Raw genomic sequence first — 22,270 nt, forward strand, 5'->3', positions numbered from 1 at the left:
AGGCAGATCAGGTGCCCGGTCAGGTGCCTGATCAGACCGTTTGCCGACGCATCGCCAGGATGGTGGTGCCGAAGAAGATGAAGGTCGAACCCACCACGCGATTGACCCACTTGGACAGCGCCGGGCGGGTCAGCACGCCCTTGGCCCGGGAAGCGAGCAGCGCATAGACGCTGAGGGAGATCAGCGACAGGGCCATGAAGATCAGGGTCAGGATGAAGAACTGCGGCAGCAGCGCGGCGTGCTGGTCGATGAACTGCGGGAACAGCGCGGTGAAGAAGATCGTCGCCTTGGGGTTGGTGGCGGCGGTCAGGAAGGCCGACTTGAACAACTTCAGACGCGGCGGGGGCGCGAGCTTGCCGTTGTCGGCGCTGCTGGCGCTCAGTAGCTGGCTTTTACTGAACAGCTGCTTGGCACCGAGGTAGAACAGATAGCCGGCGCCGACGATTTTCACCGCGTTGAAGACCCACTCGGAACTGGCGATCAGCGCACCCAGGCCGAGCATGGCCGCGGCAGACATGCAGAACAGCCCGCTGATATTGCCCAGTGACGACCACAGGGTCGACTTGGCACCGTAGGCCACACTGTTGTGCAGCGCCACCAGGGTGGCAGGGCCGGGGCTGGCGATGGCGATTGCCGCCACCAGGGTGTAGGTCAATATCGAGTGAGCATCCATGGTTCGGACTCGTGTTGCAGAAAAAGGGGGCTTGATTCTATAGCGGCGGTGGCCAGCTGTATGCCAGAAAATGAGGGTCTTGCAGGTCGTGGCGGGTGATCGAGGTTGCACCTTCGCAGGCGTATCGGTGCCTATTGTCAACCATTGCTGCAATCGATAGTTATCATCAAAAAGTGCAGGTTCCGTTTTTCCAGCAAAGGAGGAAGATGGCGCTTACACCGTGCTGGCTGCAGAAGGAAACACCCGATGAGAATCTCGACTCTATTGACCCTTGTGGTTGTCTTGATCGCGGGAACCGGTGCTTCTGCGACAGCTTTCGCCGCCGATGACATGTCCTGCCACTTCTTGCCCATGGCCGACAGCAGCGCCGATCTGCGGCACGCCCAGTCGGTAGGGCTGCTGTACAGCGAAAACACCCTCAATACCCTGGAGTACCTGGAGCACTACCACTCGGTGGCGCTGAACGGGGCGAAAAATGCCGGGCTCGACCCGCGCATCAGTGCCGCCTTTGTCGACAGCTCCGACCCGCAACGGGCGATCAACTGGTTGACGGCGTCGTTGCAGAAACACTTTGGTACCGTGACCCTGTATGACAGCCTCGATGCCGTGGTCCAGGCCCGGCCTGACGTGGTGGTCATGCTCGATACCTACAACCAACTGGTGACCAAGGCCAACCGCAAGGTGGAGGCGCGGTTCATCGCCAAGTTCTATGACGCCAACCTGCAATACATCGGCAAGGCCGAAGGCATCCAGGCCAAGGAGCTGCCTTCGGTCTGGGTCCGGGGCAAGGCGGCACCGGAAATTGCCGCGCAGATCAACCAGCAGACCGAGCTGCAGGTCAATGCGCTGAAGCAGTTCGACGCATCCCTCAAGGCGCTGGTGAGCCAGGGTGATGCTGGGCAGGTGGCGACCAACCAGTAAGGTCGCCATTGGCTGAAAAAAAACGCCCCGGTTGATCGGGGCGTTTGCGTTCATGGCCGGGCTCGAACCCTGACGGGGACTGGCCGGCCACTGTGGTCGGCAGGCCCTGTCTGAAGCCGGCGCCTCAAGGCGCGCCGAACATTGCAGTCCAGTAGATGCCCGCATCGCTTTTCGGGTCCACTGCATAAGCTGCACCCAGCTCGCGGTAGGCCGGGTTCATCAGGTTGGCGCAGTGCCCGGGGCTGGCCAGCCAGCCGTCCAGCACCTTGCGCGCGCTGTCCTGGCCGGCGGCGATGTTCTCGCCCACTTGTTGCCCGGCATAACCGGCCAGTTCGGCGCGATCACCCGGGGTGCGGCCGTCATGGTCCTTGTGATCGAAATAGTTCTGGTTGGCCATGGCCCGGCTGTGTGCTTCGGCGGTGCTGCCCAGGGTGGCGTTCCAGGCCAGCGGTGCGCTGGCGGCAAAGCTCTGGCCGCCGCATTGCCGGGGCTGGCTGCGGGCGCTGTTGATCTGTGCCAGCAGTTGCTGGCCCTCGGCTTGCCAATCCCCGAGGCGGGCGGCCAGCAATGGCCGGGCGAGGACGATGCGCCACTGGTTGGCCTGGCGATTGACGCCGATATCGACGAACTGCGGGTCCAGCACCACCTGGCAGAAGCTCTCGCGCACGGCCTGCATCGCCGCCTGGGCATCCCGGGGGCCGGAGAGGCTGATGGCCTGCACATTGACCATGGGATAGGCCGCCCGTGCCAGGGCCTGTTGCAGGTCACCGACGTTGTCCACGGGCAGGATCAGGCGCGGATCGCTGGCCAACGGCGGCAGCTCCGAGGAGGCCTGGTTGGCGCAACGTTGCGGCTGGCTGCGGTAGGCGTTGATCGATTCGATCAACTGCGACCGATCATCGGCCATGGCGCTGGCTGAGCCCAGCAGGCCCAGCACCAGAGCGGCGGCGGGCAAGAGCAATGGACGCAGGGGCATGAAGGTCTCCCGAAAAATGACAGCGCTCATGATGCACCCGGCGCCCGGGCTTTTCATCCGTGGGAAGATGAAATCGCTATTCACCGGCCGGTCTCAATAGAAGTCGAAGTACAGCGCCCATTCCCCCGTGTCGCGATGCTTCCAGAACATCAACTTGCCGCCGTCCACCACGTTGAGTCCGATCTTGGCGTCGGAGGCAATCTGCATCACGAATTCGAAACCGTCTCCGACATCGATCCCTGATTGGCAGTAGGACGGATAGCCCCCCAGCTTGTGTTCATAGCAGTGGCTGATCAGGTCGTAGTAACACTCGATCCGGCCGCTGCGTTCCAGGTCGAGAATGGCCTGCTCCACCTCATCGGGGATGCCGCCACCGTCCCACAGCGGAAAGTCCTCGGCCACGGCTTCGGCTTTGATCGGCATGGGTTTGAGGAAGGCTCCGGGAGCGGCCAGTTCCTTGCGCACCAGCACCTCGTCGTCGCGGTATTCGCGGATCAGCCAGCGTTCGCCCATGGGCTCCAGGGGTTCGGGAAAGGGGTTGGCGACAAACACGCTCAGCACCCGCACGCCTTTTAGCAGCGGGCTGTGAAAGGGCAGGCTAGGGAGATAGAGCTGGGCAAAGGGCAGCAGGGTTTCACCGGCGCGGTTGCGCGGCAACTCTTCGTCTTCGCGAAACAGAAAGACTCTGCCCAGCCAGCTTTCCTCATCGCTGTGAGTCGGACGAAAGCCGCCGGCACTGAACTTCACGGCTGGCTTGGCCAAGTGCAGCTGTATTTCCTGAATGTCCATACTCAGGCACCACGTCCATGAGCGGCGGCGGCCAGCTGTCCGGTATCGACCCGAACAAATACCGAATCGCCAATGGCGGTCAGTACATCACCGGCATACACCTCACAGATCACCCGGCTCTTGCGCCCCACGTCGCCCTCGACCTTGGCCCGCAGGGTCAGGGGTACGCCCATGGGCGTGGGCTTGATGAACTTGATGCCCAGGTTGCCGGTGACGCAGTCGATGCGCGGCAGGCTGCCCGGTTCCCGTTGTTCGTTACGGTAGTGGTAGGCCATGGCGGTCCAGTTGGAGTGGCAGTCCACCAGCATGGCGATCAGGCCGCCGTAGACCAGGTCCGGCCAGCCGCAGTACTGGGATTGCGGCAGGTGCTCGGCGATCACATGCACGCCGTCTTCATGCCAGTGGCTCTTGATCTGCAGGCCGTGGTGGTTGCTGCTGCCGCAGCCGAAACAGACGCCCTCGGGGGCGGTGGTGTCTTGCAGGGAAGTCTCGTGCATGGTTGTTCTTCTTGTCCTTGACGATGGTCTGGCAGGTCTTGCAGCTGGTCATGATGCCTGTGCCATTGCTGACCGCCAAGGCTCAGTGCAGTGCCGAGGCGTAGTGACCGGCCAGCGTCTTTGTGACGCATTGATTGTGGCGAGTGTCGTAGGCTCTGTACGAAAACTACCTGCGCTTCGATCATGCTGCGTTAAAAACAGGCTCGGAATGCTCATGTAGGCCCCTACACTCCGCTTCCTCGCCTGTTTTTGCCTTGCCTAATCTTTGCTCGGCAGCTTTCGTACAGACCCTGGTGCGTCGCGGTTTTTTCGAGGGCCAGGGCAGCCGCTCCGGCCAAGACAGGCTGATGCCGTAATGATATTCTTGCGCTGAATCGGTTCATCGTTTGTGCAGAAATACCTCCCCTATGCTTTGCTTCAAGTGGCCTGTTCGGGTCCTTGCAAGCGCGTGGGAGTGTCTGGGCAAACTCGCCGAATGCAATGTCAGGCAGTGTTCGTCTACCTCCTTTGGTTGACCCCGACCCTTCTTTGTCCTGCTGGCCCCGTGTAGACGGGTGTCAGTGTTGTGCGTCGAATCGAGTCCGGTGTCGGTGAAAGGAGTGGGGCGTTATTGCCCGTTGGTCTACGTCCCGTGACGTGTCCTGAGAAACAAGTGTCACTCAAGTAGCTGAAGCCAAAAACGACAAGAAGTCAGCGCCGGAGCGATATAAAACTGAGGTCGAGCCAGTCTCGTCGGCCTTGTGTGCCCACCCTCCAGTTCTTTTGAATGCGTTCATCCAGGACCTGCGAAATGCCTGTTTCGCAATGCACTGAGTTCGCAGGATCGAGGATGGGGCGGCGGATGGCGTTCTATCGTAGGTACTACAGAATGTTGAAGAAAGTGAACACGGCCCTGATCGGGCTGGCGATGTCGATAGGCCTCACGTCCGCGCACGCGGCTGAGCCGAAGAAAGTGGATGTGCTGCTGATCGGTGGCGGCATCATGAGTTCGACCCTCGGGGTCTGGCTCAATGAGCTGCAGCCCGATTGGTCCATGGAGATGGTCGAGCGCCTGGATGGCGTGGCTGAAGAAAGCTCCAACGGCTGGAACAACGCCGGTACCGGTCACTCCGCCCTGGCTGAGCTGAACTACACCCCGGAAGGCAAGGACGGCAAGATCGAGATCGCCAAGGCCATCGAGATCAACGAAGCGTTCCAGATTTCCCGCCAGTTCTGGTCGTGGCAGGTCAAGAACGGTGTGCTGAAGAACCCGCGTTCGTTCATCAACTCCACGCCGCACATGAGCTTTGTCTGGGGCGATGACAACATCAAGTTCCTCAAGGCTCGCTACGAGGCCCTGCAGGCCAGCCCGCTGTTCAGCGGCATGCAGTACTCCGAAGACGCCGAGCAGATCAAGAAGTGGGTGCCACTGATGATGGAAGGTCGTGATCCGGCGCAGAAGATCGCTGCGACCTGGAGCCCGATCGGCACCGACGTCAACTTCGGCGAGATCACTCGCCAGTTCGTCGCGCACCTGCAAGCCCAGCCGAACTTTGCCCTCAAGCTGTCCAGCGAAGTGCAGGACATCGAGCGCAATGAAGACGGTTCGTGGCGCGTGACCTACAAGAACCTCAAAGACGGTTCGAAAACCGAAACCGACGCCAAGTTCGTGTTCATCGGCGCCGGCGGCGGTGCCCTGCACCTGCTGCAGAAGTCGGGCATTCCCGAGGCCAACGAATACGCCGGCTTCCCGGTGGGTGGCTCGTTCCTGGTGACCGAGAACGCCAGCGTTGCCGAGCAGCATCTGGCCAAGGCCTATGGCAAGGCTTCGGTGGGCGCTCCGCCGATGTCGGTTCCGCACCTGGACACTCGCGTGCTGGACGGCAAGCGGGTCATCCTGTTTGGCCCATTCGCTACCTTCTCCACCAAGTTCCTCAAGGAAGGTTCGTACTTCGACCTGCTGACCAGCACCACCACCCACAACTTCTGGCCGATGACCAAAGTCGGTATCGAACAGTACCCGTTGGTGGAATACCTGGCCGGCCAACTGATGCTGTCGGATGACGATCGCTTCAACGCCCTGAAGGAATACTTCCCCAACGCCAAGCAAGAAGACTGGCGCCTGTGGCAGGCCGGTCAGCGCGTGCAGATCATCAAGCGTGACGAAGAGAAGGGCGGCGTGCTGAAACTGGGCACCGAGATCGTCGCTTCCCAGGACGGCAGCATCGCCGGCCTGCTGGGCGCCTCCCCAGGTGCCTCGACCGCCGCGCCGATCATGCTCAGCGTGCTGCAGAAGGTGTTCAAGGACAAAGTAGCGACCCCGGCCTGGCAGGAAAAACTGCACCAGATCGTACCGAGCTACGGCACTGCCCTGAACGACAGCCCTGAGCGTGTGGCCAAAGAATGGGCCTACACCGCCGAAGTGCTGCAACTGACCCCGCCACCAGCGGTCAAGGGCGCTGCACCTCAGGCTCCGGCCAGCATGGCCAAGCCAGAGAGCAACCCAGCGGCCGACATGGCGCTGTAAGCCTCGGCCCCGTCCGCGTTCGTCGGATGGGGCACAGCGGCTGCCACCGTGCAGCCGTATCTTGCATGGGTTGCGGCGATATCCCTGATGTCGTCGCAACCGGCCGGCCTTGCTGGTACCTCTGAAACAGCACCTCCGTATCTTTCTCAGCGAGGCTTGAGCCCGACTCGAGCATCTTGTTGGCTGCCTGTGCCTTGCCGTGACGCGGTATGATTGCCGCGCCCGCCGTTGCGGGCACGCCTCAACCCTCGGAGTCACTGCCTCGATGTCCAGCATCACCCTGTTCCAAGCCCCGCCGCCCGAAGCCATCCAGAGCCAGATCCAGCAAATGGTCGTGGACTACATCACCGACATCAGCGCGGTGGCCATTGCCCCGAGCAACCCGCTGTACAACCTGTACCAGTACGGCGTCGGCTACGAAGTGCACCTGTACCTGCAGGCCATGGACGGTTCCCGGGGGATCGCGGTAGAGCTGGTGGTGGCCACCGACACTCAGGACCCTGAGCAGGTGCTGGGCTTCACCCTGTACCTGCCGCTCAAGGACGATCCCCAGGCCTGTGCCGTGGCCTATATGGCGGTGCGGCAAAACCATCGGCGCCAGGGCATTGCCCGGCAGATGCTGGAGGCGCTGCGTGCTCGCTATCCCCATGCCGAGCTGGCCTGTCAGGTGGCCAAAGTGGAGTGTTTCGAGGCCCTGGGCTTTCAGCTGCTGGGCGCCCGCGGTCCGCAAGTGCTGATGAATACCCGAGACCATGGCAGCGATGGCTTGCTGGCGGTATTGGACGTGGCGCCGATCTACCAATCGGTGGAAGTGCGGCAGATTCACAGCTACCTGCTGGCCCAGCACGGGCGCAAGGCCATGCTGGAAGCGGAGAAGAAGCGCGACCGGCATCTGGACCAGATGACCCGGCAGGCCCAGGCCCTGGTGCGCGAGCGCCTGGGTGAGGCGGCGCTGTACAACGTACGGCCCCCACAATTGATCTCCTGAGCGCGCCTGCTTGTTTTCGCGAGAGGGCTTGGCTAATCTCGCGAAAACACGCAAAAACGGGCAAGAACATGCAAAACCTGCACCCGGCAGCCGAGCTGCCCTCCCTGCGTCGACAAAAGATCCTTCTGCTGCTGGAGCGCGACGGCAAGGTCATGGCCGCTGAGCTGAGCCGGCACTTCGCGGTTTCAGAAGACACCATCCGCCGCGACCTCGCCGAGCTGGATGCCAATGGCCTGGTGCAGCGGGTGCATGGCGGTGCGCTGCCGCGACCCAAGGACAGCGGCAAGGACTACTTCACTCGGGTCGGCGAAACCAACGAGGCGAAACTGCGTCTGGCGCAGTTTGCCGTGCAATGGGTGCGGGACGGCCAGACGGTGCTGTTCGATTCCGGTTCCACCACCTTGCATATCGCCCAGTCCCTGCCGGCCGATATCCGCCTGACCGCAGTCACCGCTTCGCCAATGATTGCCGTGGCCCTGGCCGAATACCCCGGGGTCAAGGTGATTCTCGTGGGCGGCCAGCTCAATCCGGCAACCCTGTCCGCCAGCGGCCATGAAGCACTGCGGATGATCCAGGGGATCAAGGCCGACCTGATGTTCACCGGGGTCTGTGCGATTCATCCGGAGATCGGCATCAGCTCCCTGCATTTCGATGAAGTGCCGATCAAGCAGGCGATGTTCGACAGCGCCGCCGAAGTCATCGCCGTGACCACCGCCGACAAACTCGGCGCCATGGAGCCCTTTGTGGTCGCACCGTGCAACCGCCTGCAGCGGCTGGTGACCGAGCAGGAAGTGCCAGAGGTGGATATCGAAGGTTATCGCCAGCTGGGGATCGAGGTGCTGCTGGCCTGAGCCGTCCCAGGGCGACCTGTGGGCGGCTCAACGGGTTGTTAGTTCTTGAACGCCGAGTGCTTGCGCCCCTGGTCGAAGAGCGCAAACACCATCACCAGCACGGCGGACACCGCGAGAATGATCACCACGCCGTCGGTGGAGTGAGTGGCCGAGGCGGTCACCAGGGATAGGGCGCCCAGTGGCGCCAGGCCGCCGGCAATGGCGGTGCCGATCTCGCGCCCGGTGCCGAAGCCCGAGGAGCGGGTTGCGGTGGGGAACTGGCGGCTGAGGAACGAACCCTGAGGCGCGAACATCATCGGTGCCAGGATGCCGGTGCCGACGCCGATGGCGATGTAGATCATCAGGCTCTCGCCGGTATTGAGCAGGGCCAGGAACGGGTAGGCGAACAGCAGCGAGAACACCCCGCCCAGAATCAGCACGGTCTTGCTGCTCCACTTGTCGCAGAGCCAGCCGAAGAAGGGCACGGCGACGATGGCGATCAGGCTGGCGATGGTCACCGACAGCGAAGTGACGTGCACATCGACGTTCTTGTACTGGGTCAGGTAGGCCAGGGAAAAGGTCTTGAAGATGTAGCTCAGGGCGTTGTAGCCAATGGCGACGAAGAACACCACCGCCAGGCCCTTGAGGTCGTTCTTGAACAGTGCCTTGAGGGGCGAGGGCTTGGCCTTCTGGCTTTCCTTGCTCAGTTCCTTGAACTCCGGGGTTTCCGGAATGCTGTTGCGCACCCACAGGCCGACCGCCACCAGGACGATGCTGCACACGAAGGGAATGCGCCAGCCGCCGGCCAGCAGGAAGTCGTTGCCGTTGATGGTCAACAGGTAAATGGTCAGCGACGACAGCAGCAGGCCCAGGTTCAGCCCCAGCGCCGGCCAGGCACCTTGGCTGCCGCGTTTGCCTTCGCTGGCGTGTTCATAGGAGGTGACCGCCGCGCCGGAGAGTTCGGCGCCGGCCCCCAGGCCCTGGATGATGCGGATCGCCACCAGCAGGATCGGTGCCCAGATGCCGATGGAGGCGTAGCTGGGAATCAGGCCGATCAGTGCGGTGCACACGCCCATCAGGCAGAAGGTCAGCACCAGCACCTGCTTGCGGCCGAACTTGTCCCCCAGGTAGCCGAACAGGATGCCGCCGAAAGGACGGGCGATAAAGCCGATGGCAAAGGTGGAGAAGGCCATCAGCGTGGCGCTTTTCGGGTTGCTGTTATCGAAGAAGATCTTCGAGAAGACGATGGCAGCCATGGTGGCGTAGAGGTAGAAGTCGTACCACTCCAGCATCGAGCCGAAGATGGTGGCCGCCGCGACCTTGCGCAGGCGTTTCTGGGTTTGTTGTGGGGTTTCCGCTGCAGTACTGCTGGTTTCAACTGCGCTCATTTCCGTACTTCCTCATGAATCATTGTATTTATTGTCGAGTTGACGCGGGTCTTGCTCGGTGTGCCCCAAAGGGACTGCCGAGGGGTATTTCGGCGGCACGGGGCTCCGCAGACAGCGCTGCGGCGCTGTGCAAAAAGGCGTGCCACGTCTGTGTTTCAGTCGGCCTGGAAAATCTTGTCAGCGATCATCGAACCAATGGGAATCGCCGACGTGGCGGCGGGCGAGGGCGCGTTGCATACGTGCAACATGCGTGGGGTCTGGGCGAACAGGAAGTCGTGCACCAGGCTGCCGTCACGCATCACCGCCTGGGCACGAATCCCCGCCTCGTAGGGCAGCAGGTCGGAGACTTCCAGGGACGGGCAGTACTTGCGGCACTGCTCCAGATAGCCGGACTTGAACAGCGAGTTCTTCATCTCCGTGGTGCCGGAACCCAGGTTCTGCCAGATGGTTTTCCAGAAACCTGGGAAGCTGGCGTACTGCGCCACGTCGCGCCAGTTGATGGAGAACTTCTTGTAGTTCTCCCGGCCCAGGCCCAGCACCGCATTGGGGCCGACGGTGACGCTGCCGTCGATCATGCGAGTCAGGTGCACGCCGAGGAATGGCAACTCCGGGTCGGGGATCGGGTAGATCAGGTGATTGACGATGTTGTTCTTCGAGGCCGGCAGGCGGAAGTACTCGCCACGGAAGGGGATGATCTGGTGGTCGATCTTCACCCCGGCCAGGGTCGCCAGGCGATCCGATTGCAGGCCGGCACAGACCACCAGTTTCTTCGCCTGCCAGCTGCCGCCATGGCTGTTGACCGTGACGCTGTCGGCGTTTTCCTGGATCGCGGTCACGGTCTGGCTGAGGCAGATTTCACCGCCGTCGCGGCGGATCACTCGGGCCATGGTTTCGCAGACTTCGCGGTAGTCGACGATGCCGGTGGCGTCGAGGAACAGCCCGCCGAGGCCGACGATGTTCGGCTCACGCTCACGCAGTTGCTCGGCGTCCAGGCGCTCCACCTTCAGGCCGTTCTGTTGTGAGCGCTGGTACAGGGCTTCCATGCGCTGCACTTCCAGGGCGTTGGACGCTACCAGCACCTTGCCGCAGACCTCGAACTTGATTCCGTGCTCGCTGCAGAACTGCTTGGTGGCCTCGGCACCGCGCTTGCACAGGTCGGCCTTGAGGCTGCCCGGCGCATAGTAGATACCGGCGTGGATCACCCCACTGTTATGGCCGGTCTGGTGCCGGGCCAGGACATTTTCCTTTTCCAGGATCACCAGCGAGGCGCCCGGCTGGCGCTTGAGGATCTCCATGGCCGTGGCCAGTCCGACGATGCCGCCGCCGATGATGCAAAAGTCATAAATCATGGTTCTGGGTACCTTGGATCAAACGGTTTCAAGTCTGGTTATCAGGTTGTCAGACTAAGTGTTCCGATAAAAAACCGCAGGCTAGCGCTTGCGGCTTGAAGCGTGTTGCAGGTGTCAGTCGAGGGTTGGCAGCTCCAGGCCCAGGCGCTTGGCCGCGGCACGCAAGTGAGCATCGGCACAAGCGGCGGCGGCCTGGCGATCACCGGCGGCAATGGCCTGGTACAGCGCCTGGTGTTCCTGGGTGGCATCGGCGGAACCGCCGACCTGGCGCCGCGCCGAGTTTTCCCAGGCGGCCTTGCGGGCGCTGGTTAGCTGGCTGCGCAGAAAATCATGGAAGGCCACGAAATAGTCGTTCTTGCTGGCCTCGGCGATGGCCCGGTGAAACTCTACGTCAGCCAACCCCGCGGCTTCGAAATCGCTGCGCTTGTCGTGCATTTCCTGCAGGGCTTGCTGCATGCGCTGCAGATCGGCGGCATCGCGGCGTTGGGCGGCAATCGACGCAGCCTGGGTTTCGATCCACAGGCGCATCTCGAACATCTGCGCCAGATCCGGCAGGCGGCCATCGGCCTGGGGGAAGCGGAACACCGTGCCGGCAGGGGTCTTGGAAATGTACGACCCCAGGCCGCGCCGGGCGATCAGCACGCCATCGGCCTTGAGCTGGGCAATGGCTTCGCGCACCACCGAGCGGCTGACATTCAGCTGCTCGGCCAGTTGCTGCTCAGTGGGCAGGCGCGACTCGGGAGCCAGGCGGCCGGAGTCGATCTCGGTACGGATCGCATTGACCACACGCACAACGAGAGAGTCGGGACGCTGGAGTTCAAGCATGGAGAAACCTTGGTAGTCAGGTTGTCAGACAATAGCCGCTGGGAATTTTTGCTGTCAAGAAAAACCCACAGCTCAGCGCTATCGCCGGCAGTTGGGACTAAGGCTCCGAGTCCTCAGGCACTCCTTGCAATCGCTCACAGAAGCTTCGGGTCGTCCACGTTCTGTTCGCGTAGAAAGCGGGTGGGATTCACTGTGGGGCCCATTAGCAGTCCGAGGTGCGAGGTTCGCGAGCGGTGGCAAAAGTGGTCTGCTCTTTGCGATTGAAATGGACTGATAAAACCCTCCATTCAAGCCATAAGCTGGCGCTCCTCACCATCCAGGGGTTGCCGTCTGGAGTGGGTTTTCAACAGGAGAGTGCAATGAGTGATCAACAACACGCAGTGACGATACGGCCGATTCAGCCTGGCGATTATCAGCAGTGGTTGCAGTTGTGGCTGGCGTATCAGGACTTCTATCAGGTGACGCTGGATGAGCAGGTCAGTGTGGTTGCCTTCGAGCGTTTCTGCGATCCGCAAGAGCCGGTGTTTTCAGCGGTGGCGGTGCAGGGTGATGAGCTGATCGGTTTCGTCAACTCGGTGTTGCACCGTTCGACCTGGGCGGTAACCGACTTCTGTTATCTGGAGGATCTGTATGTCGCCCCCACGGTGCGGGGCAGCGGTGCGGGGAAATTGTTGATCGAGTGGGTGCAGGCCTTTGCCCGGGAACAGCGGTGTGGGCGGTTGTATTGGCATACGCAGGAGAGCAACAAGCGTGCGCAGAGGTTGTATGACTGGGTGGCGCAGAAGCCGGGGGTTATTGAGTATCGGATGGGGTTGTGAGGCGGGGCGGGGGCTTTGGGGTTTTTTTGGGGGGCATATCCGTTGCTGCGGGTGCGGCGGCTTAGGGTTTCGCCCTTACGGCGAGTCACTTTGGAAAGAGCCCAAAGTAACCAAAGGCTCCTGCCCCTCCACTCGGTGCCTCGCTTAGGCTCGGCATGCCCGAACGAAGGCATTGACCCGTGGGCCGCCGCCACCGGCCATCCATGGCCGGGTGGCGGCTAACCCGGCATCCCTGCCGGGTTACCCACGGCTCAATGCCTGCGTTCGGCCATCGTGGTTAACGGGGCGCTCAGATCAAGATCAAGATCAAAAGCCAGAGCAAGATCAAAATCTGACGGCGGCCTGCCGGCCGGCCTGTTTTATTGCCGTTCGCGTTACATGTAGCCGCTGCCGCAGGCTGCGACCGGCTCCGCAGGAGACGCTAAACCTGCTTCCCCGATATTCCTGGCATATCGCGTCGCCTGGTTTCGCAGCCTTCGGCAGCGGCTACAAAGAGCCGGCCTGCGCACCTTGGCTTTTGATCTTGATCTTCCGGCCCCTTCCCAGCAGCGATGGCCCCTCTATTCCCCCTGACGAAACACCAGCGCCTTGAGCCCACACTGCGGATCGGCATCGGGAAACTCTGGCGGGTTCTCCAGTCGCTGTTCAAAACGCAACCCCGGCGCTGCCTCGGCCATGCCCTCCAGCAGAAACTCCACGGTAAACGCCGGGTCGTTCATACAGGCCAGCACGCAGCCGTTGGCTGTCAGCAACTCCGGCAAGCGCCGCAGGACCCGGGCATAGTCCTTGCCCAGGACAAAGCTGCCTTTCTGGAACGATGGCGGATCAATGATCACCAGGTCGTAAGGGCCACCTTGCTTGACCTTGCTCCAGGACTTGAACAGGTCATGGCCGAGAAAGCTCACCCGGCTGGTGTCGTGGCCATTGAGCCGGTGGTTGTCGCGGCCACGGCTCAGGGCCGCTCGGGACATGTCGAGGTTGACCACTCGCTCGGCACCGCCAGCGATCGCTGCTACCGAGAAGCCGCAGGTGTAGGCGAACAGGTTGAGCACGTTCTGGCCCCGGGCATGGGCCCGCACCCAGTTGCGCCCGTAGCGCATGTCGAGGAACAGCCCGTTGTTCTGCTTGCTGCCCAGGTCCACCTGGTAGCGCAGGCCTTCCTCGGTGATGGTGCAGGACTCCACCGGCTGGCCCAGCAGCCATTCGCCATGGCTGTCGGGCAGGTAGCGGTGTTGCAGCATCAGGCTGCGGGCGCCGCTGGCGGCCCATTGCGCGGAGTTGCCCAGCTCCACCAGCAGCAGCTTCAGGGCTGCGAGTTGTTCAGGCTCCGGCGCCTTGAACAGGGACACCAGCAATACCCCTTGCAGCCAGTCCACGGTCAGTTGCTCCAGCCCCGGCCAGCAGCGGCCGCGGCCATGGAACAGGCGCCGGGTTTCGGTGGGCGCGGTGGCCAGGGCGGTTAGCAAGTGCTGGTTGAGGGTGGCGAGGGCTTGAGGGGTCATCACGGTAACCGGCGATTTTCGGGGGCGGCATTTAACCACAATTGCCGGCGTCCGGCGCTCAGTCGATGTACTGCGCTCGCCCCGTGGCGCGCCAGTGTGCAAGTCGCTCGTCCATCACCGATGCCAGCCGGTCGTAGTTGCTCCAGCTGTTTTCCACCCGGTAGATGGTGCCCGGCTCGGGGGCCAGGATCTGTTCGTAGTCGCTGGAAAACCGACCGCTGTCCCGCCCCTTGTAGTAGGCCAGGGCAAAGGCATTGCCTTCGTCGTTGAAATCGCCGTCGCTGAGCTTTTCATCCAGTATCCGCAACAGGAACTCGCGGCCATCGAGGGTGCGGGCGCGGACTTGGCCGATCTCCTCTTCGACATCGTCCAGCAGCTCCTCGCTGGCAAAGTCGTTGATCAGCATCCAGGCCAGGAACAGGCCGATGTGGGTGGCTCCGGCCGTGGTGGGCAGGTCGCCGGGAAAGTCGCCGCCGTAGTGCCAGGAGGCGTCGTCGTATTTCATGGGGGCAGGTCCTGAAAGGTGAGAGGGGCGTGCAAGTTGCAGGGGCGTCACAGAATCGCGTTGGTCCATTTCGGGGTGCCGGCCAGGCGCCGCTTGACGCTGTCGATGCGCCATTGCCCCGCGACCCGTTTGACCAGGAAACGATGCTCGTAGCACAGCGCCCGGGAGGCTGGATCACGCATCAGCACTTCGGCCTCGGCGGGCTTGAGCAACTGGCAGCCCAGTAGTTGGTCGGCCTCGGAGTAGGTTGTGGGGTAACCGTAGGAGGCTCGGGGATAGGCCCGCGGCCGCAGGGTGCAGAAACGTTCGAGGAGCTGTTGCGGTTCTGCCCAGAAGGCCGCGTCGACAGCCTCGTGGCCCAGGGCATTGCCCCGTTGTTCCCAGGCCTCCAGCGCCAGGGTATAGGCCCGCACCTGGGTGACCGGATCGCCACTGTTGTCATCGCCTGCTGCCAGTGGCGGCCAGGGCAGGGAAGGGGCCGCTGCGGGCGCTGGCGGCGCTCCGGCACCGGCCTGCGCCAGCTGTTGCATGATCTGGGTATGGCCCTTCTCTTCGGCCAGGGACCAGGCATTGCGCTGCTGGAAGTCCAGGCGCAGCGGATCGGCGCCGGCTTTGAGCAGCAAGCTCAGCATTGCCTCGTGCCCGCCCTGGGTGGCGTTCATCAGGGCAGTGCGTTGCAGTTCGGGGCTGGCGTGTTCGAGCGCTGCGCCATGGGCGATCAGCAACTCGGCCATGGCGGTATCACCTTGGCTGGCGGCCCAGGCCAGGGGGCTGTAGCCCAGGGCCTTGCACGGTTGCTGGACATCCGCGCCGCGTGCCAGCAGCAGCGCCACGGCCGGCCGGTGCCCGGCGATAGTGGCGGCCAGCAGGGCCGTGCGGCCGGTGCCCTTGTGCTGCCATTCAAGGTCCGCGCCAGCATCAAGGAGGCGCTCGATGGCCGCGAGATCGCCGCGTGCGGCGGCTTTTTCCAGTAGGTGAGACAAGGTCGAGAATCCGTTCGGTCAGGGTAGAAACGCCGCGGCATGGTAACGCTCCATGCTGCGTTTTTGCCACGCCCGATACGCCCCGCATCGCCGTTCTGGCAGGCCAGTCGCGCTGGGCTACGTTGCTATACGGGATGCTGGGTGCGGCCCGGGTCATTGCGAGCGTCGCTGGCGGGGACTGGGGTGAGGGGCGATCAATGACCGTTAGCGCCGGCCCGGCCACCGGAGCAATTCCGAGGCGGGCAGGGGTGTTCATGGACGCCTTCCGAAGGCTTGCGTAGGATGGCGCGTTCGCGTTCTACGCCGTTGCAGCCAGCGCTGCAGCCTCCCTTGCCAACAGGAGTCCGTGATGTTCAAGGCCATTGTGATCGACAAAGACACTGCAGGTTATCGCGCCCATCTGAGCCAACTGGAGGAGGTGCAACTGCCTGCAGGCGATGTCACGGTGCGGGTGGCCTACAGCACCCTGAACTACAAGGACGGCCTGGCGATCACTGGCAAAAGCCCGGTGGTGCGGCAGTTTCCCATGGTCCCCGGAATCGACCTGGCAGGCACCGTCGAAGCCAGCAGCCATCCGCGCTTTCGCCCGGGGGAGCAGGTGCTGCTCAATGGCTGGGGCGTGGGCGAGAGCCATTGGGGCGGGCTGGCGCAGAAGGCCCGGTTGCAGGGGGACTGGCTGATCCACCTGCCAGAAGCCTTCAGCGCGCGCCAGGCCATGGCCATCGGCACTGCCGGCTACACCGCCATGCTGTGCCTGATCGCCCTGGAACGCAGCGGCCTGACCCCCGAGCACGGCGAAGTGCTGGTCACCGGTGCCAGCGGCGGTGTCGGCAGCTTTGCCATCAGCCTGCTGTCGCGCCTGGGCTACTCGGTGATCGCCGCCACCGGGCGGCCGGAAGAGGCCGACTACCTCAAGGCGCTGGGGGCCAGCCGTATCATCGAGCGCGCCGAACTGTCCGAGCCGGGACGCCCGCTGGCCAAGGAGCGCTGGGCGGCGGCCATCGATTCGGTGGGCAGTCACACCCTGGCCAACGTCTGTGCCGGCACCGCCGCCGATGGTCTGGTGGCTGCCTGCGGGTTGGCTCAGGGCATGGATTTCCCGGCTTCGGTGGCGCCCTTCATTCTGCGGGGAGTGAGCTTGCTGGGGATCAACAGCGTGACCCGTCCCTACCACGAACGGGTGCATGCCTGGGAGCGCCTGGCTGCCGAGGTGGACCAGCAGCACCTGCAGCGGATCACCCGCGAAGTGGGCCTGGAAGAGGCGTTGACCGTCGCCCGCGAACTGCTCGACGGCAAGGTCCGCGGGCGGGTGGTGGTGGACGTCAACCGCTGATATAAACCTCGGGCCGCTGCGCTGCCGGAGCGTCGCGTGCGGCCTTCATTGCTGCACCTTCCAGGACCGACGCGAGCCCCGTGCCACGGACTGCTTCGCGGCCCTTCGTCCTCTTGATCCGAGGTTGCCTGCCCCATGTCGATTCCCGCCCAGCGCCCGCTTTGGCAGGTGTACCTGATCTTCCTCATGCCCATGGTGCTGTCGAACTTTCTGCAGTCGTTCTCCGGCACGCTCAACGGTATCTACATCGGTCAGATGCTGGGGACCCAGGCGTTGGCCGCGGTGTCGGGGATGTTCCCCATCGTGTTCTTCTTCATTGCCCTGGTGATCGGCCTGGGCGCGGGGGCCTCGGTGCTAATTGGCCAGGCCTGGGGCGCCCGGGAGCTGGGCACGGTCAAGGCGGTGGCCGGCAGCACCCTGTTGCTCGGCGCGTTGATCGGGTTGCTGGGGGCGGTGCTGGGCATGCTGTTTGCGCGGCCGGCGTTGCAGGGCCTGGGCACGCCCCTGGATGTGCTGGACGACGCGGTGGGTTACGCCCGGGTGATGATGCTGATCATGCCGCTGCTGCTGGTGTTCGTGCTCTTTACCCAGTTGCTGCGGGGCGTCAGCGATACCCTGTCGCCGCTGCTGGCGCTGATCGTGTCGACCCTGGTGGGCCTGCTCCTGACCCCGGCGCTGATTCGTGGCTGGTTGGGTCTGCCGCCGATGGGCATCCAGAGCGCGGCCTTCGCCGGGCTGGTGGGCAATATCCTGGCCATGGGTTTCCTGGTCTGGCGCCTGAGCGGCCGGGCCCATCCCCTGGCCCCGGATCGGGCGCTGTTCGCGGCGATGAAGCTGGACCGGACGATCCTCGGCAAAGTGCTGCGCATCGGCCTGCCCACCGGGGTGCAGATGGTGGTGATCTCGCTCTCCGAACTGGTGATCCTGGCCCTGGTCAACCGCCACGGTTCCCAGGCTACGGCGGCTTATGGCGCGGTGACCCAGATCGTCAACTATGTGCAGTTTCCGGCGCTGTCGATCGCCATCACCGCGTCGATCCTCGGGGCTCAGGCCATCGGCGCCGGGCGCCTGGAGCGCATCACCCCGATCCTGCGCACGGGCCTGGCGATCAACCTGTGCCTGACCGGCGCCCTGGTGCTGCTGGGCTACCTGATTTCCCACTGGCTGCTGGGGCTGTTCATCATCGACCCCGCAGCCCTGGTGCAGGCCGAACACCTGCTGCACATCATGCTCTGGAGCATCCTGGTGTTCGGCTTCCAGGCGGTGGTGGGCGGCATCATGCGCGCCAGCGGCACGGTGCTGATGCCGGTGGCGATCTCGATTTTCTGCATCCTCGGGGTGCAGCTGCCGATGGCCTATCTGTTGGATGGGCACTTCGGCCTGCAGGGAGTATGGATGGCGTTCCCGGTGGCCTACCTGAGCATGCTGGTGCTGCAGACCGGCTACTTCAAGCTGGTCTGGCGGCACAAGCAGATCCAGCGGCTGATCTGAGGCCGTTGCCGCTCAGGCGCTGCGGGGCGAGCCTCGGCCAAAGCCGTTGACCACGATGTACAGCAACGGGCCGATGGAGACGAAGATTGCCGTCAGCAGCAGGTAGGGCAGCACCGACAGCGCCGAGCGGCCCCGGGCCCGGGCGTCTTGCAGCATCCACAGTCCAGCCAGCAGCGCCATCAAGTACAGGTCGATGACCACCTGCGCGGTGTCGGGTTGCGACAGCAGTTGCACGCCGAATTGCAGCAGCGACTGCTGTGCCTGGAGCAGGGTGAACAGGGTGTAGGCACTGAAGGCCAGCAGGGTCAGCAGCGCGAGGTAGGGACGGGGCATGGTGGGTTCCTTGAGCAGGGAGGTGATCAGTCGTTGCACGGGGAGCGTTGCCGGTCCAGGTCCAGCATCAGGTAGAGCAGGCCGGTGGCACCGCAGGCGAAGATCAGCGTTTGCGACAGCAGCGAGTCGAAGAGGTACAGCGGGTGCTGCTGAAGGTTGAAGTGCAGCCCGGCGTGAACCACGGCAAAGGCGGCCAGCAGTTGCCGGCTGGTGCGTTGTATGGCCTGGCGCGGGTGCCCGATCAGCCACATCAGTGCGACGCACAGCGGTACATGCAGCGCAATGAACCACTGCTGGCCCAGCGCCGGATCGAGGTCGCGCAAGCCATACAGCAGGCGCCACTCGGCTTGGGCCACGGCGTCCAGTTCATGGCCGGCGAACAAGGCCAGGCATAGGCGCCAGAGTGTTTTTCTCACCATTAAACTCCTTGAACTACGGGGAGCGAACAGGCTAAGTGGCAACCCCCGGGCCACTCAATGACCTCCCAGGTCATAGACAGGCGTGGGGCACAAGCGCTCAGCTGGGCGGCACAGGACAACAATCAGCTTCAAGGAATGAGTAGCAATGAGCGACAGCGAACAGGCTCCTGAGCCAGGCACCTCGAGGGTGATCCGTGAAGCACGGCCCGACGATGTGCCGGCCATGCTCGGCTTTGATGCCTACGCACAATCCCATGCCAGCCGGGGCCAGGCGCTTCGCGAGGCGGTCGGGTGGGGCCAGGTGTGGGTTGAGCTGGCGTGCGACAGGATCGCCGGCTATGTGCTGCTCAATCATGATTTTTTCGATCAGGGGTTCGTCTCCCTGGTGGTTGTGGCGCCCGGGCAACGGCGTCAGGGGGTGGCACAACGGCTGCTCGCCGCCGCCGAGAAGGCTTGTCGGACGAGCAAGCTGTTCACTTCCACCAACCGTTCCAATCGGGCGGCCCAGGGGCTGCTGGCCAAGGCCGGATTCCGCCCCAGCGGGGTGGTCGAGAACCTGGACGAGGATGATCCCGAACTGATCTTCTTCAAGCCTGTTCGCTGAGTTGTCCGCCAACGGCTAACCCACCCAAAGGATGATGGAACCCGATGATTGAACCCCTTGGACGCGTTCCCGCACCAGCGCTGCCGGTCGGCGCGCAACTGCGCCAGCTGCGGCGCCAAGCGCGCTTGAGCCAGCTGGATCTGGCGTTGCAGGTGGGCATGTCGCAACGGCACCTGAGTTGCGTCGAGACGGGCCGGGCGCAGCCCAGCCCGGCGCTGCTGCATGGCTTGCTGAGCACCCTGGATACCCCACTGGAAATACGCAATCGGGTGTATCTTGCCGCCGGCTATGCCCCCCGTTATGCCGCCTTGCCATTGGACGATCCGGGCCTGGAGCCGGTGCGCGCCGCGCTGATGCACCTGCTCCAGGCCAACAACCCGGCGCCGGCCATTGTCATCGACAGCGGCTGGCAGGTACTGGCCGCCAATCGCGCCACCACGGCCTTGTTCGGGCTTTTGGGACTGCCGCCGGCGGCGCTGGAGCAAGGTTTCAATCTGCTGGCGAGCCTGCTGCTGCCCGGTGGTTTTGGTGACTGCCTGATCAATGCCGAAGAGATCCGTCAGGTGGCTTGGCAGCGGGCGGCCCGGGAGGCGGCGCAACAGCCAGGGCTGGCGGCGCTGCTGGCGAGCCTGCCGTGCCCCGGCGAGGTAGCGGGTGCTGCAAGCCTGGCCACGCCGTTGCTGCTGACCCGGGTGCGCGGGCCCACGGGGGAACTGCGTTTTCTTTCCACCTTCACCACCTTTGGCATGCCCCAGGACATCACTGTTGCGTCATTGCGCATCGAGCACCTGATCCCCGCCGACCAGGCCACCTGGCAGGCGCTGACCCAGGCCTGCGAGGCCGATCCGTCCTAGAACGCCAAGGTGCGGGCCGGTTCGCCGCTGCGGTCACATGGGGGGGAGGCTTCAGGCGTGGCGGGTACGGCTCCAGCGCCGTGCCAGGTAGCCGTAGACCGAGAGGTTGATCACTAGAACCAGGCTGCCCAGCCAGAGCTGGATGCCCGGGGTCAGCCCGGCGGGGTAGATCAGTGGGATCAGGTAGTGCTCGATGAACCCGGCCCCGTAGCCATCCTGGCCGGCGGCGTGGCGCAACAGGTTTTCCCAGCGGGTCAGCGGGCATTCCAGGTGCAGGACTTCCACCGCCACACCCCAGGCCGCGGCGGGCAGGTGCAGCAGCATCAGCCGTGGATGGCGCAGCACCAGCAGGCCTCCCAGCAGCACGAAGACGATGAATGACAGGTGAAACAGCACCAGGCTGTCAGCGGCGATGCGGTAGAGCATGAAGGTTCCTTGTAGGGGGGAGGCAGGTCCGTGGCGCAGGCGCCCCGGGCAATATACCGATGCCGGAGGCGTCGTGGGTGATGATTGCACGAGCGCCTGGCAAAACGCCCCGGGCGGCGCAGTGGCGCTACCTATACTGCAAGTAGGCCAGGCCGGACAGTCGAGTCTGGCCTGGCCTTGCCTTCAGGGAGGGACTTGCCTTGTGCTCACTGGCGCTGCGTTGCTGTCGCCCCAGGTCCTGGTTGTTCAGCCTGGGGCTGGCGGTGCTGGTACTGCTCCTTCCTGGCTGCGCCAGCCGTGTCGCCGAGCCCGTCGCCCAGGCGCCGGTCAGTCCGGCCGTCTGGCGTCAAGTGGACGTGGAGCTGCTGAACGCCTCACGCTCCGCCACCCAGCAGGCTGAAGTCTATGCCCAGGGCTCCATGGAGCATTGGCGCACGCGGATCTATCAGCAGACCGACGAACACTTCATTCCCTGGTTCAGTGGCTACTGGACCCAGGAATGGCTGGCGCTCAAGGTCGGTTGGTATTCCCTGAACGACCGGGGCGATGACGCACAGGCTTCCAGGCGCCTGGCCGGTTACCTGCAGGAACAGTATCAGCAGCGGGTCCTGGCACCAGTGGCGCTGGAGATCGATGCCGATGGCATTACTGGCGAGGCCATGGAGTTCTATGTGCAGTTGCTGCGTCAGCAGGTGCAGCTCAGCACTGCGCGTCACCAGTTGCCCGTGCCGCAATTGGATCAGCATCTGGCGCGGATCATCGCCATCGATCTTGGGCCCCAGGCCGGGCAACGCGCTTCGCTGCAGCAACTGTTGCAGGTAGAGCCGGTGGCCCGTCTGCCGGCCTATGCCCCGCTGTTGCAGCAGATTCATGCCGGGCCGGCGACCGATCAGGGGGAGGCGGCGCCGGGCGTGTCCCAGGTGGCCCAGGTCACCAGTGAGAAACTTCAGGCCCAGTTCGCCAGTCGCGGTGTGGCCGGTGCCGTGGCCGCCGCGGTGGGGCGGGTGGCCGGAGCGCTGATTTCCGTGGGGGTGGCGGGCGTGCGGGCCCTGGTCCAGAACAATGAGCGCGAGGACCTGCAGGCGCAGACCCGGCGCGACCTGGGCGTGGCCTTCGATCAGGCCTGGCTCAAGCAGTTGCATGACCCTGAGCACGGGGTCATGGCCGGGGTGTATTACCTGGCGCGGCAGATCGAGGCGCAGTTGCAGGCCTCGCAACCTCTGGTGGAGCAGGGCCCCGGCTGGAGCCCATGAACCAGCG

At 63.8% G+C, this 22,270-nt stretch carries 23 protein-coding genes; 10 read left to right on the forward strand and 13 right to left on the reverse strand.

Annotation, left to right across the window (positions count from 1 at the left end; all coding sequences use genetic code 11):
- Positions 1-31 precede the first annotated feature (31 nt).
- Positions 32-673 carry a LysE family translocator gene (locus KHO49_RS26570; protein ID WP_213666128.1) on the reverse strand — a complete coding sequence of 214 codons (642 nt, stop codon included), beginning with the start codon at positions 671-673 and terminating at the stop codon, positions 32-34.
- 246 nt (positions 674-919) lie between these two features.
- On the opposite strand from KHO49_RS26570, the gene KHO49_RS26575 reads away from it, so the two are divergent.
- Positions 920-1,594, forward strand: a complete 675-nt coding sequence (locus KHO49_RS26575) for an ATPase (protein WP_110595841.1) — start codon at positions 920-922, stop codon at positions 1,592-1,594.
- Between the two features lie 124 nt (positions 1,595-1,718).
- Here KHO49_RS26575 and KHO49_RS26580 read toward each other — a convergent pair whose 3' ends face one another.
- The 3 genes from KHO49_RS26580 to KHO49_RS26590 all read right to left on the reverse strand — a co-directional run bounded on the left by KHO49_RS26580 (position 1,719) and on the right by KHO49_RS26590 (position 3,856).
- Positions 1,719-2,570: a CAP domain-containing protein gene (locus KHO49_RS26580; RefSeq protein ID WP_110653050.1), complete on the reverse strand. Its 852-nt coding sequence runs from the start codon at positions 2,568-2,570 to the stop codon at positions 1,719-1,721.
- A 93-nt stretch (positions 2,571-2,663) separates the two neighbouring features.
- Positions 2,664-3,359 (reverse strand): YwqG family protein, encoded by a 696-nt coding sequence (locus KHO49_RS26585; protein ID WP_213666129.1) that lies wholly within the window; start codon positions 3,357-3,359, stop codon positions 2,664-2,666.
- A gap of 2 nt (positions 3,360-3,361) precedes the next feature.
- Positions 3,362-3,856, reverse strand: coding sequence for a PaaI family thioesterase (locus KHO49_RS26590; protein WP_110595838.1), 495 nt, complete (start codon positions 3,854-3,856; stop codon positions 3,362-3,364).
- A gap of 868 nt (positions 3,857-4,724) precedes the next feature.
- Between KHO49_RS26590 and mqo the strand changes: the two genes are divergently transcribed.
- The 3 genes from mqo (at position 4,725) to KHO49_RS26605 (ending at position 8,201) form a co-directional block, all read left to right on the forward strand.
- The gene (gene mqo, locus KHO49_RS26595) at positions 4,725-6,362 is read left to right on the forward strand and encodes a malate dehydrogenase (quinone) (protein ID WP_102879903.1); all 1,638 of its coding nucleotides are present in this window, start codon (positions 4,725-4,727) and stop codon (positions 6,360-6,362) included.
- A gap of 265 nt (positions 6,363-6,627) precedes the next feature.
- Complete coding sequence (locus KHO49_RS26600) at positions 6,628-7,350, forward strand: GNAT family N-acetyltransferase (protein ID WP_213666130.1); 723 nt, start codon at positions 6,628-6,630, stop codon at positions 7,348-7,350.
- Between the two features lie 68 nt (positions 7,351-7,418).
- On the forward strand, positions 7,419-8,201 hold the full coding sequence (locus KHO49_RS26605; RefSeq protein WP_102879901.1) for a DeoR/GlpR family DNA-binding transcription regulator: 783 nt from the start codon (positions 7,419-7,421) through the stop codon (positions 8,199-8,201).
- A 38-nt stretch (positions 8,202-8,239) separates the two neighbouring features.
- Here the strand turns inward: KHO49_RS26605 and KHO49_RS26610 are convergent, their stop codons facing one another.
- From KHO49_RS26610 to KHO49_RS26620, 3 genes are all read right to left on the reverse strand, one after another.
- The gene (locus KHO49_RS26610; protein ID WP_213666131.1) at positions 8,240-9,568 is read right to left on the reverse strand and encodes an MFS transporter; all 1,329 of its coding nucleotides are present in this window, start codon (positions 9,566-9,568) and stop codon (positions 8,240-8,242) included.
- A gap of 155 nt (positions 9,569-9,723) precedes the next feature.
- Positions 9,724-10,917, reverse strand: a complete 1,194-nt coding sequence (gene lhgD, locus KHO49_RS26615; protein ID WP_102879899.1) for an L-2-hydroxyglutarate dehydrogenase — start codon at positions 10,915-10,917, stop codon at positions 9,724-9,726.
- A 114-nt stretch (positions 10,918-11,031) separates the two neighbouring features.
- Complete coding sequence (locus tag KHO49_RS26620; RefSeq protein WP_102879898.1) at positions 11,032-11,742, reverse strand: FadR/GntR family transcriptional regulator; 711 nt, start codon at positions 11,740-11,742, stop codon at positions 11,032-11,034.
- A 359-nt stretch (positions 11,743-12,101) separates the two neighbouring features.
- Here KHO49_RS26620 and KHO49_RS26625 point away from each other — a divergent pair, with 359 nt between their 5' ends.
- The gene (locus KHO49_RS26625) at positions 12,102-12,560 is read left to right on the forward strand and encodes a GNAT family N-acetyltransferase (protein ID WP_213666132.1); all 459 of its coding nucleotides are present in this window, start codon (positions 12,102-12,104) and stop codon (positions 12,558-12,560) included.
- A 560-nt stretch (positions 12,561-13,120) separates the two neighbouring features.
- Here the strand turns inward: KHO49_RS26625 and KHO49_RS26630 are convergent.
- The 3 genes from KHO49_RS26630 to KHO49_RS26640 are packed head-to-tail and all read right to left on the reverse strand — an operon-like array spanning position 13,121 to position 15,550.
- Positions 13,121-14,062 (reverse strand): class I SAM-dependent methyltransferase, encoded by a 942-nt coding sequence (locus KHO49_RS26630; protein ID WP_110595833.1) that lies wholly within the window; start codon positions 14,060-14,062, stop codon positions 13,121-13,123.
- Between the two features lie 58 nt (positions 14,063-14,120).
- Entirely contained in the window at positions 14,121-14,567 is a 447-nt protein-coding gene (locus KHO49_RS26635) for a DUF7832 domain-containing protein (protein ID WP_102879895.1), read from the reverse strand.
- A gap of 47 nt (positions 14,568-14,614) precedes the next feature.
- Complete coding sequence (locus KHO49_RS26640) at positions 14,615-15,550, reverse strand: ankyrin repeat domain-containing protein (RefSeq protein WP_213666133.1); 936 nt, start codon at positions 15,548-15,550, stop codon at positions 14,615-14,617.
- Positions 15,551-15,899: 349 nt separating this feature from the next.
- Between KHO49_RS26640 and acuI the strand changes: the two genes are divergently transcribed.
- Together acuI and KHO49_RS26650 are read left to right on the forward strand one after the other, a co-directional pair.
- Positions 15,900-16,883, forward strand: a complete 984-nt coding sequence (gene acuI, locus KHO49_RS26645; RefSeq protein WP_213666134.1) for an acrylyl-CoA reductase (NADPH) — start codon at positions 15,900-15,902, stop codon at positions 16,881-16,883.
- 135 nt (positions 16,884-17,018) lie between these two features.
- Entirely contained in the window at positions 17,019-18,374 is a 1,356-nt protein-coding gene (locus KHO49_RS26650; protein ID WP_213666135.1) for an MATE family efflux transporter, read from the forward strand.
- 12 nt (positions 18,375-18,386) lie between these two features.
- Here KHO49_RS26650 and KHO49_RS26655 read toward each other — a convergent pair whose 3' ends face one another.
- Both KHO49_RS26655 and KHO49_RS26660 read right to left on the reverse strand, forming a co-directional pair.
- Positions 18,387-18,707: a DUF2834 domain-containing protein gene (locus tag KHO49_RS26655; RefSeq protein ID WP_213666136.1), complete on the reverse strand. Its 321-nt coding sequence runs from the start codon at positions 18,705-18,707 to the stop codon at positions 18,387-18,389.
- Positions 18,708-18,733: 26 nt separating this feature from the next.
- Positions 18,734-19,123, reverse strand: coding sequence for a DUF6713 family protein (locus tag KHO49_RS26660; RefSeq protein WP_213666137.1), 390 nt, complete (start codon positions 19,121-19,123; stop codon positions 18,734-18,736).
- Between the two features lie 148 nt (positions 19,124-19,271).
- Between KHO49_RS26660 and KHO49_RS26665 the strand changes: the two genes are divergently transcribed.
- Both KHO49_RS26665 and KHO49_RS26670 read left to right on the forward strand, forming a co-directional pair.
- Entirely contained in the window at positions 19,272-19,730 is a 459-nt protein-coding gene (locus KHO49_RS26665) for a GNAT family N-acetyltransferase (RefSeq protein WP_213666138.1), read from the forward strand.
- Between the two features lie 44 nt (positions 19,731-19,774).
- Complete coding sequence (locus KHO49_RS26670; RefSeq protein ID WP_213666139.1) at positions 19,775-20,584, forward strand: helix-turn-helix domain-containing protein; 810 nt, start codon at positions 19,775-19,777, stop codon at positions 20,582-20,584.
- Positions 20,585-20,635: 51 nt separating this feature from the next.
- Here KHO49_RS26670 and KHO49_RS26675 read toward each other — a convergent pair whose 3' ends face one another.
- Positions 20,636-21,010 carry a DUF2784 domain-containing protein gene (locus KHO49_RS26675; protein WP_102864296.1) on the reverse strand — a complete coding sequence of 125 codons (375 nt, stop codon included), beginning with the start codon at positions 21,008-21,010 and terminating at the stop codon, positions 20,636-20,638.
- Between the two features lie 200 nt (positions 21,011-21,210).
- On the opposite strand from KHO49_RS26675, the gene KHO49_RS26680 reads away from it, so the two are divergent.
- Positions 21,211-22,263, forward strand: a complete 1,053-nt coding sequence (locus KHO49_RS26680) for a hypothetical protein (RefSeq protein ID WP_249735869.1) — start codon at positions 21,211-21,213, stop codon at positions 22,261-22,263.
- Positions 22,264-22,270: the final 7 nt, after the last annotated feature.

This window comes from Pseudomonas sp. RC4D1 (assembly GCF_018390395.1).
Lineage (GTDB): Bacteria > Pseudomonadota > Gammaproteobacteria > Pseudomonadales > Pseudomonadaceae > Aquipseudomonas > Aquipseudomonas danubii.

What these genes read in the sequence shown, in the direction of transcription:
- KHO49_RS26605 (WP_102879901.1), top strand. Translation starts at nt 7,419, where the DNA reads ATGCAAAACCTGCACCCGGCAGCCGAGCTGCCCTCCCTGCGTCGACAA.
- KHO49_RS26610 (WP_213666131.1), bottom strand. Translation starts at nt 9,568, where the DNA reads ATGAGCGCAGTTGAAACCAGCAGTACTGCAGCGGAAACCCCACAACAA.
- KHO49_RS26585 (WP_213666129.1), bottom strand. Translation starts at nt 3,359, where the DNA reads ATGGACATTCAGGAAATACAGCTGCACTTGGCCAAGCCAGCCGTGAAG.
- KHO49_RS26625 (WP_213666132.1), top strand. Translation starts at nt 12,102, where the DNA reads ATGAGTGATCAACAACACGCAGTGACGATACGGCCGATTCAGCCTGGC.
- KHO49_RS26665 (WP_213666138.1), top strand. Translation starts at nt 19,272, where the DNA reads ATGAGCGACAGCGAACAGGCTCCTGAGCCAGGCACCTCGAGGGTGATC.
- KHO49_RS26675 (WP_102864296.1), bottom strand. Translation starts at nt 21,010, where the DNA reads ATGCTCTACCGCATCGCCGCTGACAGCCTGGTGCTGTTTCACCTGTCA.
- lhgD (WP_102879899.1), bottom strand. Translation starts at nt 10,917, where the DNA reads ATGATTTATGACTTTTGCATCATCGGCGGCGGCATCGTCGGACTGGCC.
- KHO49_RS26570 (WP_213666128.1), bottom strand. Translation starts at nt 673, where the DNA reads ATGGATGCTCACTCGATATTGACCTACACCCTGGTGGCGGCAATCGCC.
- KHO49_RS26655 (WP_213666136.1), bottom strand. Translation starts at nt 18,707, where the DNA reads ATGCCCCGTCCCTACCTCGCGCTGCTGACCCTGCTGGCCTTCAGTGCC.
- KHO49_RS26635 (WP_102879895.1), bottom strand. Translation starts at nt 14,567, where the DNA reads ATGAAATACGACGACGCCTCCTGGCACTACGGCGGCGACTTTCCCGGC.
- KHO49_RS26630 (WP_110595833.1), bottom strand. Translation starts at nt 14,062, where the DNA reads ATGACCCCTCAAGCCCTCGCCACCCTCAACCAGCACTTGCTAACCGCC.
- mqo (WP_102879903.1), top strand. Translation starts at nt 4,725, where the DNA reads ATGTTGAAGAAAGTGAACACGGCCCTGATCGGGCTGGCGATGTCGATA.
- KHO49_RS26650 (WP_213666135.1), top strand. Translation starts at nt 17,019, where the DNA reads ATGTCGATTCCCGCCCAGCGCCCGCTTTGGCAGGTGTACCTGATCTTC.
- KHO49_RS26575 (WP_110595841.1), top strand. Translation starts at nt 920, where the DNA reads ATGAGAATCTCGACTCTATTGACCCTTGTGGTTGTCTTGATCGCGGGA.
- KHO49_RS26580 (WP_110653050.1), bottom strand. Translation starts at nt 2,570, where the DNA reads ATGCCCCTGCGTCCATTGCTCTTGCCCGCCGCCGCTCTGGTGCTGGGC.
- KHO49_RS26620 (WP_102879898.1), bottom strand. Translation starts at nt 11,742, where the DNA reads ATGCTTGAACTCCAGCGTCCCGACTCTCTCGTTGTGCGTGTGGTCAAT.
- KHO49_RS26670 (WP_213666139.1), top strand. Translation starts at nt 19,775, where the DNA reads ATGATTGAACCCCTTGGACGCGTTCCCGCACCAGCGCTGCCGGTCGGC.
- KHO49_RS26600 (WP_213666130.1), top strand. Translation starts at nt 6,628, where the DNA reads ATGTCCAGCATCACCCTGTTCCAAGCCCCGCCGCCCGAAGCCATCCAG.
- KHO49_RS26590 (WP_110595838.1), bottom strand. Translation starts at nt 3,856, where the DNA reads ATGCACGAGACTTCCCTGCAAGACACCACCGCCCCCGAGGGCGTCTGT.
- acuI (WP_213666134.1), top strand. Translation starts at nt 15,900, where the DNA reads ATGTTCAAGGCCATTGTGATCGACAAAGACACTGCAGGTTATCGCGCC.